Here is a 14,136-nt window from a genome sequence, read left to right as displayed (position 1 = left end):
CAGGGTGGCGGCATGACTTCGCCCGCAGCACAACGCCTGCTCGACGCCGCGCGAACCCGGACTCCGTGCCCACCCGTCCGTGACCTGATCGGCGCCGACGACATCAAGGCGGCCTACGGGGTCCAGACGGAACTGACCGCCGCCCGCCTGGCCGGTCGCGCCCGGATCGTCGGGCACAAGATCGGGCTCACCTCGGCGGCCGTTCAGCACCAGCTCGGCGTCGACCGCCCCGACTTCGGCGTCCTCTTCGACGACATGGACGTCAGCGGCGAGGACGCCATCCCGGTGGGCGGGCTGCTGCAACCGCGGATCGAGGCCGAGGTCGCGTTCGTGCTGCGGACGGACCTGGCCGACGAGGTCACCGCGGATCGCGTCCGGGCCGCGGTGGGCGCGATGGCACCGGCGCTGGAGATCGTCGACAGCCGGATCGCCGGCTGGGACATCAGCATCGCCGACACGATCGCCGACAACGCCTCCAGCGGCCTGTTCGTGCTCGGTCCGGCGCGGGTCGGGCTCGGGGCGGTCGAGCCGGTCGACGTGCGGATGGAGATGAGCGTCGACGGCGAGGTGGTATCCACCGGTTCCGGCGCGGCCTGCCTCGGCGACCCGCTGACGGCGCTGGCCTGGCTGGCCGGCGCCGCCCGGGAGCTCGGCGATCCGTTGCGCGCGGGACAGGTGGTGCTGGCCGGCGCGCTCGGCCCGATGGTGCCGGTGCGGCCGGGCATGCACGTCCGCGCCCGCTTCACCGGTCTCGGCACGGTCTCCGCCCGCTTCGGGGAGGTCTGATGCGTACGAAGGTCGCCGTTCTCGGGTCGGGCAACATCGGCACCGACCTCATGATCAAACTGCTGCGGCTGTCGGAAACGTTGGAGATGACCGCGATGGCCGGCATCGACCCCGGCTCGGACGGTCTGGCCCGGGCCCGGCGGCTGGGCGTGGCCACGACCGCCGACGGGGCCCGCGGGCTCGTCACGCTCGACGGATTCGCCGACGTGGAGATCGTCTTCGATGCCACCTCGGCCCGGGCCCACCTGTCCAACGAGGCCGTGCTGCGGCCGTACGGCAAAATTCTGATCGATCTGACGCCGGCGGCGATCGGGCCGTACGTCGTGCCCGCGGTGAACCTCGACGAGCATCTGGCCGCCGGGGACGTCCGCAACGTCAACATGGTGACCTGCGGCGGACAGGCCACGATCCCGGTCGTCGCCGCCGTCTCCCGGTTCGCTCCGCTGCCGTACGCGGAAATCGTCGCCTCGATCGCCTCGAAGTCGGCCGGCCCCGGCACCCGGGCCAACATCGACGAGTTCACCGAGACCACCTCGCGGGCCGTCGAGCGGGTCGGCGGCGCGGCCCGCGGCAAAGCGCTGATCGTCCTCAATCCCGCCGAGCCGCCGCTGATCATGCGCGACACCGTGCTGTGCCTGGTCGACGCGCCGGACGCCGCGACCCGGGAGGCGATCCGGTCCTCGGTCGAGGAGATGGTCGCCGCGGTCGCCCGGTACGTGCCCGGGTATCGGCTCAAGCAACCCGTGCAGATCACGCCGGTGCCCGCGGACCAGCCGGTGCACACGCTCGCCGGCGCCGCCACGGTGACCCATCAGGTGTCGGTGTTCCTCGAGGTCGAGGGCGCGGCGCACTACCTGCCCGCGTACGCCGGAAATCTCGACATCATGACCTCGGCCGCGATCGCCGTCGCCGAGCGGATGGCCGCCGCACGTGGCGACCTGCTGAAGGAGACGCGCTCATGACCCGGCTGTTCCTCCAGGACGTCACGCTGCGGGACGGGATGCACGCCGTCCGGCACCGGATGAGCACCGACGCCGTCGGCGCGATCGTCCGCGCGCTCGACGCCGCCGGGGCCGACGGCATCGAGGTGGCGCACGGCGACGGGCTGGCCGGCGGCAGCCTGACCTACGGTCCCGGCTCGCACACCGACGAAGAGTGGATCGAGGTCGCCGCGGCCAGCATCACGCACGCCCGGCTGACCACGCTGCTGCTGCCGGGGGTCGGCACGATCGCCGACCTGAAGCGGGCGTACGCGCTCGGCGTGCGCTCGGTGCGGGTGGCCACCCACTGCACCGAGGCCGACATCGCCGCCCAGCACGTCGCCACCGCCCGTGAGCTGGGCATGGACGTCTCCGGTTTTCTGATGATGAGCCATCTGGCCGAGCCGGTCGCGCTGGCCGCGCAGGCGAAGCTGATGGAGTCGTACGGCGCGCACTGCGTCTACGTCACGGATTCCGGGGGCCGGCTTCTGATGGACGGCGTACGCGAAAGGGTGCGCGCCTATCGTGACGTGCTCGATCCGGCGACCGAGATCGGCATCCACGCCCACGAGAACCTGTCGCTGTCGGTGGCCAACTCGGTGGTCGCGGTCGAGGAGGGCGTGACCCGGGTCGACGCGTCGCTGGCCGGGCAGGGCGCGGGCGCCGGGAACTGCCCGATCGAGGCGTTCGTCGCGGTCGCCGACCTGCGGGGCTGGGAGCACGGCGGCGACCTGCCGGCGCTGCAGGACGCCGCCGAGGATCTCGTCCGGCCGCTGCAGGACCGGCCGGTCCGGGTGGATCGGGAGACGCTGACGCTGGGCTACGCCGGTGTCTACGGCTCCTTCCTGCGGCACGCCGAGACCGCCGCCGACCGGTACGGGGTCGATGTGCGCGCGATCCTGCTGGAGGCCGGGCGACGGCGGCTGGTCGGCGGCCAGGAGGACCTGCTGGTCGACATCGCGCTGGACCTGGTCGCCGCGGCCCGATAACGGTTCAGGTCACCACCCGGAGGAAGTCCTGATCGATCTCGCGGTGGGTGTAGTTGATCCCACGCGCGGCCTGGTCCATCGTCCAGGTGATCGGGCGGAAGTCGGGCCCGGTGCGGTAGCCGCCGGAGAAGACCTCGTTGCGGTTGCCGGACGGGTCGAAGAAGTAGATGGTGCCGCCCCGGGTGATCCCGTGCCGGGCCGGGCCGAAGTCGATCGGCACCTCGTCCATCGACATCACGTCCCCGGCCCGCAGCAGCGCGCTCCAGTCGTCGATCTGGTACGCGAAGTGGTGCAGCTTTCCGTTGGGCCCGTTGACGAACGCGATGTCGTGCGGATTCTCGCCGCAGAACATCCACGAGCCGACCAGGTCCGCCGGCTCGTCGCCGGACACCAGCCGCTCGGCCGGGCGGAAGCCGAGCACCTCGGCGAAGAACCGTTCCAGCAGCGCCGGGTCCTCGGTGGTGATCAGGGCGTGGTTGATCCGGGGCACTCCGATGCCGCGCAGGCCGGTGCGGGGCCACGGATCCGGGTTGATCTTCCCGACCTTGGTGCCGAGGTACTCGACCTCCGAGTACAGCTCGAGGACGTGCTCGCTCGGCAGCGTGACCCGAAGCCCGTCACCGACGCCGGCGTTGTCGCCCTTGCTCATCCGCTCGAACGAGGCGCCGAAACCGGCGATCCGGTTCTCCAGGGCGGCCAGCGAATCCTCACCGGTCACCTTGTAACCGAACTTGACCAGGCCGACGCCGCCCTCCTCGAGCACGACCGAGTGGTGGTCGTCCTCGTCCCACGACTTGAGGTACACGCGGCCGTCCTCCTCGTGGACCGCGTCCATGCCGAGGGTGTTCTGGTAGTGGTCGCGGGCGCGGGCGAGGTCGGTGACGCGTACGTGGACGTAACCCAGACGAACGACGGACATGGCTATCTCTCCTCGACAGTGGGGGCGGCCATGCGGGGCGCACTGGCCAGCATGGATCGCAACGGTCGTTCGCGTTGCTCGATGACGACGTCGCCGAGCGGGACGGCCCGGCAGGGAAGGCAGAGACCGGCCGAACGCTCGGCCGCGCTGAGCGCCGACTCCGCGACCGGACCGAGGTACGTGACGGCGCCCGCCACGAGGGGGCACTTGCAGATCCCACATCCGCCACCCCGGCAGCGGTAGCGGGCGCGCCACCCGACGCGGCGCAGTCCTTCGACGATGGTCTCGCCGGGCGCGACGTCGACCGCCGGTCCGTCCGGGCTGACCGTGATGAGAGGCATGGCTACACCGCCGGATCTTCGAAACTTCCTTAGGTTTCGTGAGTGTAACCACAGCTTGGACTCGTTATCTACATCGCCGCACCTGTAATGTTTCTAAAAGTTGTGGAACTATAGGGCGATGAACGCAGGGGTTCCGGAAGAAGGCCGCACGGTCGATGCCGGCGGTGTGCGCACCAACTACCACGACCGCGGCGACGGCGCCCCGGTCCTGCTGATCCACGGTTCCGGGCCGGGCGTCTCGGCGTGGGCCAACTGGCGTACGGTCCTGCCGCCGCTCGCGCGGCAGCGCCGGGTCATCGCCCCGGACATCCTCGGCTTCGGCTACACCGAGCGCCCGCGCGAGGCGGTCTACGGGCCGGACAGCTGGCTCGACCACCTGCTCGGCTTTCTGGACGCGCTGGACCTGCCCCGCGTCTCGGTCGTGGGCAACAGCTTCGGCGGAGCGCTCGCGCTGCGGCTGGCCATCGAGGCGCCGGAACGGGTGGACCGTCTGGTGCTGATGGGGAGCGTGGGGGTGCCGTTCCCGATCACCCCGGGTCTGGAGGCGGTGTGGGGCTTCGAGCCGTCACTGGACGCCATGCGCCGGCTTCTGCGCTGGTTCACCTTCGACACAAGCCGGCTGACCGACGACCTCGCCGAGCTCCGCCTCGCCGCCGCCACCCGTCCCGGCGTGCACGAGGCGTACCGGTCGATGTTCCCGGCGCCGCGGCAGGCGATGGTCGACGCTCTCGCCGTCAACCCAGAGCGCATCGCCGCCCTGCCGCATCCGACGCTGCTGATCCACGGGCGCGACGACAAGGTGATCCCGCTGGCCAACTCGATGCGGCTGTTCGACCTCATCCCGCACGCCGAACTGCACGTCTTCCCCCGGTGCGGGCACTGGGTCCAGATCGAGCAGGCCGACCGGTTCGCCGGGCTGGTCGACGCCTTCCTGGCCGACGGCACGGATCCGGGGGACGCCGGGCTCGCCGCGACCGCGGACCGGCCTCAATCCCATGCGATGATGTCGCGATGAACCGGGTGTCAGGGCGCGGCTGATGCCGTCGGTCGCCGAACGCATCGCCGCCGACCTGGAGGAGGAGATCCTCCAGCGCCGGCTGGCCGCGGGCGCCCGGTTCGCGCTGCGGACCGAGCTGATCGAGCGCTTCGGGGTAAGCGCCAACGCCATCAACGAGGCCCTTCGAATCCTGCGCGAGCGCGGGGTCATCCAGGTGCGGCCGGGCGTACAGGGCGGGGTCTTCGTCGACCATCCCCCACCGCAGCTGCGGCTCGGCGCCATCGACGTCTGGTTCCGGGGACTCCTCGTGGACGCGGTGGATCTGTTCGAGGCGCGCTCGATGCTCGAGGACAGCCTGGCCGGCGTGGCGGCGGAGCGCGCCACCCCTGAGGACTGCCGGGACATGGAGTGGGCCCTCGAGGAGCTGCGCGAGGCGCGCGAGGATGCGCGCCGCTACCTGGACGTCAACCTGCGCTTCCACACCGCGGTGGCCCGCGCCGCGCGCGTACCGGTCCTGGCCGGCATGTACGAGTCGATCGTCACGCTGGTCCGCGGGACGCTCGTCCGGGCGGAGTTCTCGGGCTCGGGCGCGGCCAAGGTCATCGACGAGAACATCCTCGTCCACGTTCGCATCGCCCGCGCCATCCGCGAACGAAACCAGCCGGCCCTCGCCGAGGCCCTCGTCGACCACCGTTCCGATCTCGTACGCCTGCCCGACTCGTCCCGCTCGCCGGGCCGGCCGGTGAAGGACCCGGACAGCGCCGGGCCGGACGGTTCCGCCGACTGAGCGACCGAGCGTGCCTGAGCGGGCAGCCATACCCGGCCCGCGGCCCTCGGCGCTCGTAGCCAGGGGCCATCGGCGGCGATGGCCGATGCGCGCTCCGTTTCGTCCGCCCCCGCCCATTGAGCTGGGTCGCTATGCTCCGACGGTCAACGTCGACGGGGCAGGGCGGGTATGACGGCGAAACCCAGAGGACCGGGCGACAGCGGGGACGGCGATGGTCCCGGCGGGAACGGATCCGGGCGCCACCGCGGCGGCTCGGGCGGCGGCGCCGAGAACGTCGCACGGGCGCAGGACATCGTCGACGCCGAGATGAAGCTCGGCCGGCCCGCCGAGGGCGGCAGCTCCAGGCCGAGCAGCGACCAGACCGACGACGGGGTAACCCGGCCGACCGGTCAGCCCGGCGGCCTCCCGGAGGGGTCGCCGACACGGATCGACCCGAAACAGGACGACGATGTGCAGCGCTCCCTCACCCGGGAGAACACGGCGGCGCAACTGCTCGCCGCCGCCGGTCACCACACTCAGCAGAACCCCTCACCGGCCGAGGTCGCCGCCGCCCGCGCGGCCAGCGGCGACACGGGCGACCCCACGAAGAATCCGGACTATCTGGTCGACGGCCGGGTCTTCGACTGCTATTCGCCGGGTGAGACCAAGCCGGTCCGCGGTGTCTGGAGCGAGGTGGAAGAGAAAATCGTCAACGAGCAGACGCAGCGCGTGGTGGTCAATCTGGAGGATTGGGGCGGCGACCTGCCGGACCTGCGGAAGCAGTTCGACGACTGGCCGATCGAGAATCTCAAAGAGGTGAAGGCCATCCTGCCTGATGGTCAGATCGTCCAGATTCATCCTTAGCCCCAGCAGACGGAACAGAGTGAGAGAGTGACGCATGGCGACTGAGTACCGGCTGACGCTGGCCGGAACGACCCCGGTCCAGGCGGTGGCCGAACGGGCGCTGCCCGATCCGCAGGAGCGGCCGACAGGTCCCGGACCGATGCTGTCGGTCGGCCTGTACGACCGCTACGGCTTCGCGATCACGTTCCTGTCCAGGAAGAACGGCTATATGGACGCCGAGTCGGACGACGGTCTGTGGCAGTGGGAGCCGGCCGCCTACGTGTCCGTGACCTTCCGGATGGAGAACGGGGCCGACCCGGAGCAGTCGGTGGCCGGCATGCTGACGATCGTGCGCCGCCTGCTGGACACCGGGCCGGAGGACGCCTCGTTCGTGCTCGACGGCAACTGGCTGCTGTTCACCCGCCTGGGTGGCGTGGTCCGTAAACATCGCCGCGACAAGTGGTGGACCACCTATGCCTTCGCCGCGCCGCTGATCCCGGGCTGACATGAGCGGGGTTGAGGCATGACTTCCGGCATCGGGGCAGAGGGTTTTCTGGTCGACCCGGCGCAGTTGCGCCGGCACGTGAGCAATCTGGAGGCGGTGCGGGCGCGGTTCGGCGCGGTCAGGGCCGCCAGCGGGCATATCGCGCAGGACTCGGGGGCATACGGGATGTTGTGCTCCTGGCTGCCCGCCGTCCTGGAGGGGCGGCACCAGCGACAGGACGGCCTGGTGGCGTACGTCGAGGAAAGCCTGCTGCTGGCCGCCGACTCGCTGTCCTCGGTGGCCCGGGCCTATGAAGACGTTGACGCCGCGTCCGCCGACCAGATCCGCAAGGCAGGCGACGGGCTCGGGCGGTGACCGACAACTCGCTGGTCGCCGGGCTCGTCTCGACGCGTGAGCCGTGGACCGGCTCAGGGCTGGCGGACAGCCTCCAGGGCCTGGTCCAGGCGATCGAGAGCGACGGGTGGGTCGACGACCTGATCGCGGGTGGCGCGTTCGCGGTCGAGGTGGCGGCGAGCGCGCTCGACCCCCTCAGCGCGCTGCTGGCCAACGGGCTCGGCTGGGCGATGGAGTACTTCGAACCGTTGCGGCAGATGCTGGACGAACTGGCCGGCAACCCCGACGCGGTCGCCGCGCACGCCGCGACGTGGGACAACATGGCCGCCGAGCTCACCGACATGTCGGCCGAGCTGGGCACCGCGCTCAATGCCGACCTGCCCGACTGGCAGGGTTCGGCGGCCGGGGCCTACACGGCGATGATGGGCCACAACGTGGACGCGATCGGTGGTCTCGGTGCGATCGCCGCCGGCATGGCGGCGGCCACCCGGGCGGCCGGCAATCTGGTCCAGTTCACCCGGGAGATCGTCCGCGACCTGATCGCGGACCTCGTCGCCCGGGTCATCGTCTGGGCCGCCGAGGCGATCTTCGTGGTGACCATTCCCTACATCGCGGCCCAGATCACCGCGGCCGTGGTCAAGTGGGCCGGCCGCATCCTCTCCTACACCTCGGCCCTGATCAGCAGCCTCACCAATCTGAAGTCCCTCCTCGGCTGACCTCACCATTTGGGTCTCCGGCCGGACAAGACCCTCGGGCGGGCGCGCTGAGCGGCCCGAGTTGCGGGGTGCGGCGGGCCCGCTGAGACTGGCCGGATGAGCCGGATCAAGGAAGAAACTCGGCGTACGGACCGGCTCACCGGTTCGGTGATCGTGGTCGCTCTGGTCTCCGCCGTCTCGGGGCTGCTCTACGGGTACGACACCGGCATCATCTCCGGCGCCCTGCTCCAGATCGGCAAGGACTTCGACATCGGCCACGGCTGGGAACAGGTGATCGCGGCGTCGATCCTGGTGGGCGCCGTCATCGGCGCCCTCACCTGCAGCCGGCTGGCCGAACGCCGGGGCCGGCGCGGAACGCTGCTGCTCGTCGGCATCGTGTTCGTGATCGGCTCGCTCGCCGCCTCGCTCTCGCCGGACCCGGTCACGCTGTCGATCAGCCGGCTCGTCCTGGGCTTCGCCGTCGGCGGCGCCACCCAGACCGCCCCGGTGTACGTCGCCGAGCTGGCCCCGACCGCCTACCGCGGGCGTCTGGTGCTGTTCTTCCAGATCGCGATCGGCGTCGGCATCGTCATCGCCACCATCGTCGGGGCGGCCGAGGTGATCGACTGGCGGGTCGCGATCGGCATGGCCGCCGCGCCGGCCGCGATCATGTTCGGGTTGATGTTCCGGCTGCCGGAGAGCCCTCGCTGGCTGCTGCGCGAGGGTCACGCCGACCGTGCGCGGGAGGCACTGGCCCGGGTTCGCCACCCGGAGAGCGATCTCGACGAGGAGTTCGGCGAGATCGAGGACAACGTCAAGGCCGAGAAGCAGGCGAAGACTCGCGGCTGGGCCGGTCTCAGGGCGGCATGGGTACGCCCGGCGCTGGTGGTCGGCTGCGGGCTGGCGATCTTCACCCAGTTGTCCGGCATCGAGATGATCGTCTACTACACGCCGACCATCCTCACCGACAACGGCTTCAGCGAGTCGACGGCCCTCCGGGTCTCCGTCGCGCTCGGGTTGACCTACCTGATCGCGCAGCTCGTCGGCCTGACCATCATCGACCGGGTCGGCCGTCGCCGGCTGACGCTGCTGACCCTGCCGTGCGCCGCGGTCGCGCTCATCGTGCTCGGCTCGTTCTTCGTCACCGGCAACGACGGCAAGTCGATGATCCCGTGGATCATCGCCACCCTGATCGCCTTCATGGCCTTCACCGCCGGTGGCATCCAGCTCATGGGGTGGCTGACCGGATCGGAGATCTATCCGCTGGCCACCCGGGCGGCGGGCGCCGCCGTGCAGTCGGCGTCCTTGTGGGGCACGAACGTGTTGATCACCCTGACCCTGCTCAGCACCATGAAGGCCATCGGCACGGGCCAGACCTTCTGGATGTACGCGGTGTTCAACCTGATCGCGTTCGGATTCCTCTACCGGAAGATGCCCGAGCTGAGCGGCCGCAGCCTCGAAGGGATCGAACGCCACCTGGCCGACGGCACCTTCACCCCGGCCGACCTCGCCCGCCGCTGAGCGTGGCGCAAGGCCGGCCGGCACGCCGGCCTATCCTTTTCGGCGCGTGCTCGGTTCCTCCGAGGTGTCCAGCTCAGGCGCCTCTTTGCCCTTTGCCGCCGCGTCCTTCCGGCGAGCGTCCTCCCCTGGGTCCCCCGGGTCCCGGGTGGCCGGGTCGCGCGGGACGGGTTTCCCGCCCGGTTCGCTCTCGGGCGCGGGCGGTTTGACATCGAAGGCGCCGGCCTTGCCGACGTTGCCCGGCTCGGGCAGGGGCGTCACCGGGCGGCCGCGCAGTGCCTCTCGGGTGAAGTCCGTCCAGAGCTGGGCCGGCAGGGTGTCGCCGTCGATCACCTTGCCGCGCTTGTCACGGATCGGGCCGGGGTTCGCCTTGCCGATCCACACCACGCTGGCCAGTTCGGGCGTGTAGCCGGCCATCCAGGCGTCCTGGCTGTCCGAGGTGTTGCCCCACTGCTGGGTGCCGGTCTTGCCGGCGGCCGGCCGGTCCGGCGTCATGGCGTGTTTGTCGACGACGGCGGCGAGCACCGAGGTGATGTCGGCGGCGGCCGCGCGCTCCAGCGCCCGCCGGGGCCGCGCTTCGGCCTTCCAGAGCCGGCGCCGGCCGGCGCCGGTGACCGAATCGACGAAGTGCCGGTCGTGCCGGACACCGGCGCCGGCAAAGGTGGCGTACACGGTGGCGAGGTCGGCGGGGGTGACCGCGTACCGGCCGATCGCGATGTCCGGGCGGGTTTGGCCCGGCCTGGGGTCGCCCTTGGCGTCGACCAGCGCACGGGCGTTCCCGTACTCGGGTGAGATGCCGAGGTCGAAGGCCTTCTCGCGGACCCGGTCCGCGCCCAGTTTCTCGGTGACCGCGTAGAACGGCGTGTTCAGCGAGTCGACCATCGACTCCGTCAGCGTGCAGGCCGGGCACTGCTGGTCGTTGTGGTTGCGCAGCGGCACGCCCAGCCGGCCCGGGAACAGCCGCGGCGAGCTGCCGTCCCACAGCGACTGTGTGCTGATCCCGGCCTCCAGCGCGGCGGCCAGCACGATGGGCTTGAACGTGGAGGCCGCCGGGTGGGCGGCGGAGGCGTCGTCGAAGTCGCCCCGCTGCTTGCCGCCGTAGTAGGCGAGGACACCGCCGCTGGGCGGGTCGACCGCGACCAGCGCCACCCGCAGATCCTTCGGCTGACCGGCGAGGTGTTCGGCGACCTGGGTGAGGCCGGCCTGCTGCGCCTTGGCGTCCAGCGTGGTGACGACGGACAGGCCTTGCGTGTGCAGCGCCCTCGAGGTCACGTCGTGGGCGGCCAGCTCCTGCTCCACCCGGTCGATCACGATGCCGCTCGGCCCCGCGTCGGCCGCCGACGGGCGGGACACGTCCGGGTACGCCAGCGCGCCACCCAGCCAGCCCTTCTCCCGGGCGGCGCCGATGATCCAGGTCCATCGTTCCTGTGCCGCCAGGGCATCGTTGGCGGGGTCGTACCCGAACGGGTCCTTGATGGTGGCCGCCAGCACGGCGCCCTGGGCCGCGGTCAGGCGGTCCGTGGTCACGCCGAAGTAGGCGTACGCCGCCGCCGCGATCCCGTAGGCGTTCCGTCCGTAGTAGATGGTGTTGAGGTAGCGCTCCAGGATCTGGTCCTTGCCGAGCTTGCGCTCGAGCTTGACGGCGAGGGCGAACTCCTTGGCCTTGCGGTCCAGGGAGACATCCTGGGTGAGGTACGCGTTGCGGGCGTACTGCTGGGTGATGGTCGAGGCGCCCTCGCGCTTCCCGCTGATGTTCGCCACCACGGCGCGCAGGATGCCGCGCACCGAGAACCCTGGATGGTCGTAGAAGTCACGGTCCTCGGCGGCCAGGACCGCCTGCCGTACGTGCTCGGGCACCGCGGACAACGGAACGTCACTGTGATTCTGGGTGCCGACCCGGGCCAGGATCGTCCTGCCGTCACGGTAGTAGAGCGTCGACGCCTGCACCTTGACGGGATCGGCCGGGAGGTCGACCGAGTTCACGTAGACGGCGACCGTGACGCCGGCGCCCGCGATCAGCACGGCGATCGCCGCCGCCACCCAGGCCAGCCGGCGACGCCCACGACCCGGCCGCCGATGACGCGACTTCGGCGCTTTCCGCTCGCTCGATTGATCCGCCACACCCCCTTGACGGAAACGACGGCAGGGTAGGTGGCCCGGAACGTGAAACTACTTTGCGTCCCAATCGCGTAACGCGCCCTTGATACGCGGCAACCTGCGCCTTAACCGGGGTTCAACCGAATCAGATGCAATATGTCTCAATCTGGCCGACCCGTGAGGTAGTGCTGGAGCACCGGCGACATCCACGCCGCCAACTCATCGGCGCTCATGGCCACCACCGGGGGCAGTTCCAGCACGTAGCGGGTCAGCGCCAGGCCCAGCATCTGCGTCGCCAGCAGGCCGGCCCGCTTCCGGGCCAGCTCCGGATCGGGCTCGATCGTGGCGATCAGCGGCTCGATCTGGTTCGCGACGAGGAACCGGGAGCGCTCGGCCGCCGCCTCCTGGGTCGCCGCCACCCGCAGCAGCGCGATCATCGTGTCGTTGCGCTCACAGAGGTCGAGCAGGTGCCGGATCAGCGCGCCGGTCCGCTCGGCGGGAGTGAGTTGTGTCAGGTCGGGCAGCTCCAGGCCGAAGTCGGCCGCGGCGGCCAGCAGCTTCTCCTTGGAGCCGTAGTAGCGCATGACCATGGACGGATCGATGCCGGCCTGGGCGGCGATGGCGCGGATGGTGGCCTTCGCGTACCCGTCGGCGGCGAAGCGTTCCCGCGCCGCGGCCAGGATCGCCGCCCGGGTGCGGTCGGAGCGGCGGGGCGTCACATCGCGGTCCACGGTCATGCCAACAACTGTAGGCCAACAGTTGTTGACTCTCCCGTCCGGCGTCCGGGAGGATGGGCCAACAGTTGTTGGCAGGCGGAGGGTGATCGCGATGGATACCGATGTCCTGATCGTCGGCGCCGGTCCGACCGGCCTGATGTTGGCGGGTGACCTGGTCCGGGCCGGGGTCGGCCACCAGGTGCTGGAACGTCGAACGGCGGAGCCCAACACCACCCGCGCGTTCGCGGTGCATGCCCGGACCCTCGAGCAGCTCGACGTGCGTGGGGTCGCCGACGAACTCGTCGCGACGGGCCGGCAACTCCCCGGCATCCGGCTCTTCAAGCGGGCCACGGTGAGCCTGGCCGGCGTGCCCAGCCGCTTCCCCTTCGTCCTGGTCACCCCGCAGTACGAGACCGAGCGCGTGCTGGCCGGTCGCGGCGTCCGGGTGACCTCCGGCGCCGCCGTGGAGTCGGTGGACCAGGATGCCGGCGGCGTCACCGCCACCCTCGCCGACGGTCGCACGCTGCGGGCCCGCTACCTGGTCGGCTGCGACGGCGTGCACAGCGTGGTCCGCCGCTCGATCGGGTTGTCCTTCCCCGGCCGCTCCGTGCTGCGCTCGATCATGCTGGCCGACGTGCGGCTGGCCGAGGTGCCCGCGGAGACGCTCACCGTCAGCTCCGCCGTCGGCGCCATGGCCTTCATCGCGCCGTTCGGCGACGGCTGGTACCGGATCTTCAGCTGGAACAGCGACGAGCGGCCGGTCTCCGAGCCGGTCGAGCTCGACGAGATCCGCGCGACGGTCCGCACGGCGTGCGGCACCGACTTCGGGATGCACGACCCGCGCTGGATGTCGCGCTTCCACTCCGACGAGCGCCAGGCGCCGAGCTACCGGGTCGGGCGGGTCTTCCTGGCCGGCGACGCCGCGCACTGCCACTCCCCCGCCGGTGGGCAGGGCATGAACACCGGCATCCAGGACGCCGCCAACCTCGGCTGGAAGCTGGCCGCCGCGGTCCGCGGGCACGACCGGCTGCTGGACAGCTACGAGTCGGAGCGGTACCCGATCGGCCGGACGGCGGTGAAGACCTCGGGCGCCCTGATCCGGTCCGGGATCGCCCGTTCGTCCTTGCAGCGTGCGCTGCGCATGGCGGCGATCCGGATCCCGCTGAGCGTGCCGGCGATCCGCCGCAGGAGCGCCATCATAATCTCCGGGGTCGGCGTCGGCTACGGCGACGGCGCGGACCGGGTGCCGGACGGTCCGCTGCCCGACGGCCGCCGCCTCTACGAAGCGTTGCGCGACGGCCGGTTCGCGCTGCTCGGCACGCCGGATCTGGACATCGGCGCCTGGTCCGAGCGGGTCACCCTCACCGGGGCGACCCCGGCCGGCGACCGGATCACTCTGGTACGCCCGGACGCGTACGCGGCGTGGTCAGGCTCCCCCGCCGACACCACCGGCCTGCGATCCGCGCTCCTGCACTGGTGCGGCGAGCCGGCCCGGGAGCCCGCGGAGCGGTAGCCGGCCCGCCGCTCATCGCACCCGGACCAGCCCTGCTGGTAGGCGACGACGACCAGCTGGGCGCGGTCGCGGGCCCGCACCTTCATCATCGCCCGGTGGATGTGCGTCCGGACCGTCAACGGGCGTCCGTTACCGCGT

15 protein-coding genes and 1 pseudogene are annotated in these 14,136 nt (G+C 71.2%); 11 read left to right on the top strand and 5 right to left on the bottom strand.

Annotation, left to right across the window (positions count from 1 at the left end; all coding sequences use genetic code 11):
- Positions 1-12 precede the first annotated feature (12 nt).
- From AB0M54_RS18665 to dmpG, 3 genes are read left to right on the top strand one after another with little or no spacing between them, the layout of a single operon-like run.
- Positions 13-786, top strand: coding sequence for a fumarylacetoacetate hydrolase family protein (locus tag AB0M54_RS18665; RefSeq protein WP_364472649.1), 774 nt, complete (start codon positions 13-15; stop codon positions 784-786).
- Positions 786-1,748: an acetaldehyde dehydrogenase (acetylating) gene (locus AB0M54_RS18660; RefSeq protein ID WP_364472647.1), complete on the top strand. Its 963-nt coding sequence runs from the start codon at positions 786-788 to the stop codon at positions 1,746-1,748. The genes AB0M54_RS18665 and AB0M54_RS18660 overlap by 1 nt, the downstream gene beginning before the upstream one ends.
- Positions 1,745-2,755, top strand: a complete 1,011-nt coding sequence (gene dmpG / locus AB0M54_RS18655) for a 4-hydroxy-2-oxovalerate aldolase (RefSeq protein WP_364324765.1) — start codon at positions 1,745-1,747, stop codon at positions 2,753-2,755. The genes AB0M54_RS18660 and dmpG overlap by 4 nt, the downstream gene beginning before the upstream one ends.
- Before the next feature lie 4 nt (positions 2,756-2,759).
- Here dmpG and AB0M54_RS18650 read toward each other — a convergent pair whose 3' ends face one another.
- Positions 2,760-3,674 (bottom strand): catechol 2,3-dioxygenase, encoded by a 915-nt coding sequence (locus tag AB0M54_RS18650; RefSeq protein ID WP_364472645.1) that lies wholly within the window; start codon positions 3,672-3,674, stop codon positions 2,760-2,762.
- A 2-nt stretch (positions 3,675-3,676) separates the two neighbouring features.
- On the bottom strand, positions 3,677-4,015 hold the full coding sequence (locus AB0M54_RS18645; protein ID WP_364324760.1) for a 2Fe-2S iron-sulfur cluster-binding protein: 339 nt from the start codon (positions 4,013-4,015) through the stop codon (positions 3,677-3,679).
- Positions 4,016-4,133: 118 nt separating this feature from the next.
- Here AB0M54_RS18645 and AB0M54_RS18640 point away from each other — a divergent pair, with 118 nt between their 5' ends.
- The 7 genes from AB0M54_RS18640 (at position 4,134) to AB0M54_RS18610 (ending at position 9,675) form a co-directional block, all read left to right on the top strand.
- Positions 4,134-5,030 carry an alpha/beta fold hydrolase gene (locus AB0M54_RS18640; protein ID WP_364324757.1) on the top strand — a complete coding sequence of 299 codons (897 nt, stop codon included), beginning with the start codon at positions 4,134-4,136 and terminating at the stop codon, positions 5,028-5,030.
- A gap of 22 nt (positions 5,031-5,052) precedes the next feature.
- The gene (locus AB0M54_RS18635; protein ID WP_364324754.1) at positions 5,053-5,799 is read left to right on the top strand and encodes an FCD domain-containing protein; all 747 of its coding nucleotides are present in this window, start codon (positions 5,053-5,055) and stop codon (positions 5,797-5,799) included.
- A gap of 450 nt (positions 5,800-6,249) precedes the next feature.
- Positions 6,250-6,642, top strand: coding sequence for a hypothetical protein (locus AB0M54_RS18630; RefSeq protein ID WP_364472711.1), 393 nt, complete (start codon positions 6,250-6,252; stop codon positions 6,640-6,642).
- Positions 6,643-6,676: 34 nt separating this feature from the next.
- Positions 6,677-7,126, top strand: a complete 450-nt coding sequence (locus AB0M54_RS18625; protein WP_364472643.1) for a SitI3 family protein — start codon at positions 6,677-6,679, stop codon at positions 7,124-7,126.
- 18 nt (positions 7,127-7,144) lie between these two features.
- Positions 7,145-7,480: a type VII secretion target gene (locus AB0M54_RS18620; RefSeq protein WP_364472641.1), complete on the top strand. Its 336-nt coding sequence runs from the start codon at positions 7,145-7,147 to the stop codon at positions 7,478-7,480.
- A complete protein-coding gene (locus AB0M54_RS18615; protein WP_364472639.1) occupies positions 7,477-8,175 on the top strand; it encodes a hypothetical protein in 699 nt (232 codons plus the stop codon). The genes AB0M54_RS18620 and AB0M54_RS18615 overlap by 4 nt, the downstream gene beginning before the upstream one ends.
- Positions 8,176-8,271: 96 nt before the next feature.
- Positions 8,272-9,675 (top strand): sugar porter family MFS transporter, encoded by a 1,404-nt coding sequence (locus AB0M54_RS18610; protein ID WP_364472637.1) that lies wholly within the window; start codon positions 8,272-8,274, stop codon positions 9,673-9,675.
- Positions 9,676-9,705: 30 nt separating this feature from the next.
- On the opposite strand, the gene AB0M54_RS18605 is transcribed toward AB0M54_RS18610, so the two are convergent.
- Both AB0M54_RS18605 and AB0M54_RS18600 read right to left on the bottom strand, forming a co-directional pair.
- On the bottom strand, positions 9,706-11,712 hold the full coding sequence (locus AB0M54_RS18605; protein WP_364472635.1) for a transglycosylase domain-containing protein: 2,007 nt from the start codon (positions 11,710-11,712) through the stop codon (positions 9,706-9,708).
- Positions 11,713-11,930: 218 nt separating this feature from the next.
- Positions 11,931-12,506: a TetR family transcriptional regulator gene (locus AB0M54_RS18600; protein ID WP_364324745.1), complete on the bottom strand. Its 576-nt coding sequence runs from the start codon at positions 12,504-12,506 to the stop codon at positions 11,931-11,933.
- Positions 12,507-12,597: 91 nt separating this feature from the next.
- Here AB0M54_RS18600 and AB0M54_RS18595 point away from each other — a divergent pair, with 91 nt between their 5' ends.
- On the top strand, positions 12,598-13,998 hold the full coding sequence (locus AB0M54_RS18595) for an FAD-dependent monooxygenase (RefSeq protein WP_364472633.1): 1,401 nt from the start codon (positions 12,598-12,600) through the stop codon (positions 13,996-13,998).
- A 29-nt stretch (positions 13,999-14,027) separates the two neighbouring features.
- Here the strand turns inward: AB0M54_RS18595 and AB0M54_RS18590 are convergent.
- A pseudogene (locus tag AB0M54_RS18590) lies at positions 14,028-14,120 on the bottom strand (DNA-binding response regulator); the annotation flags it as partial.
- Positions 14,121-14,136: the final 16 nt, after the last annotated feature.

Source organism: Actinoplanes sp. NPDC051470 (assembly GCF_040682035.1).
GTDB lineage: Bacteria > Actinomycetota > Actinomycetes > Mycobacteriales > Micromonosporaceae > Actinoplanes.
The sequence above is the reverse complement of the archived record's forward strand: the minus strand, read 5'-3'. Positions and strand labels throughout refer to the sequence as shown.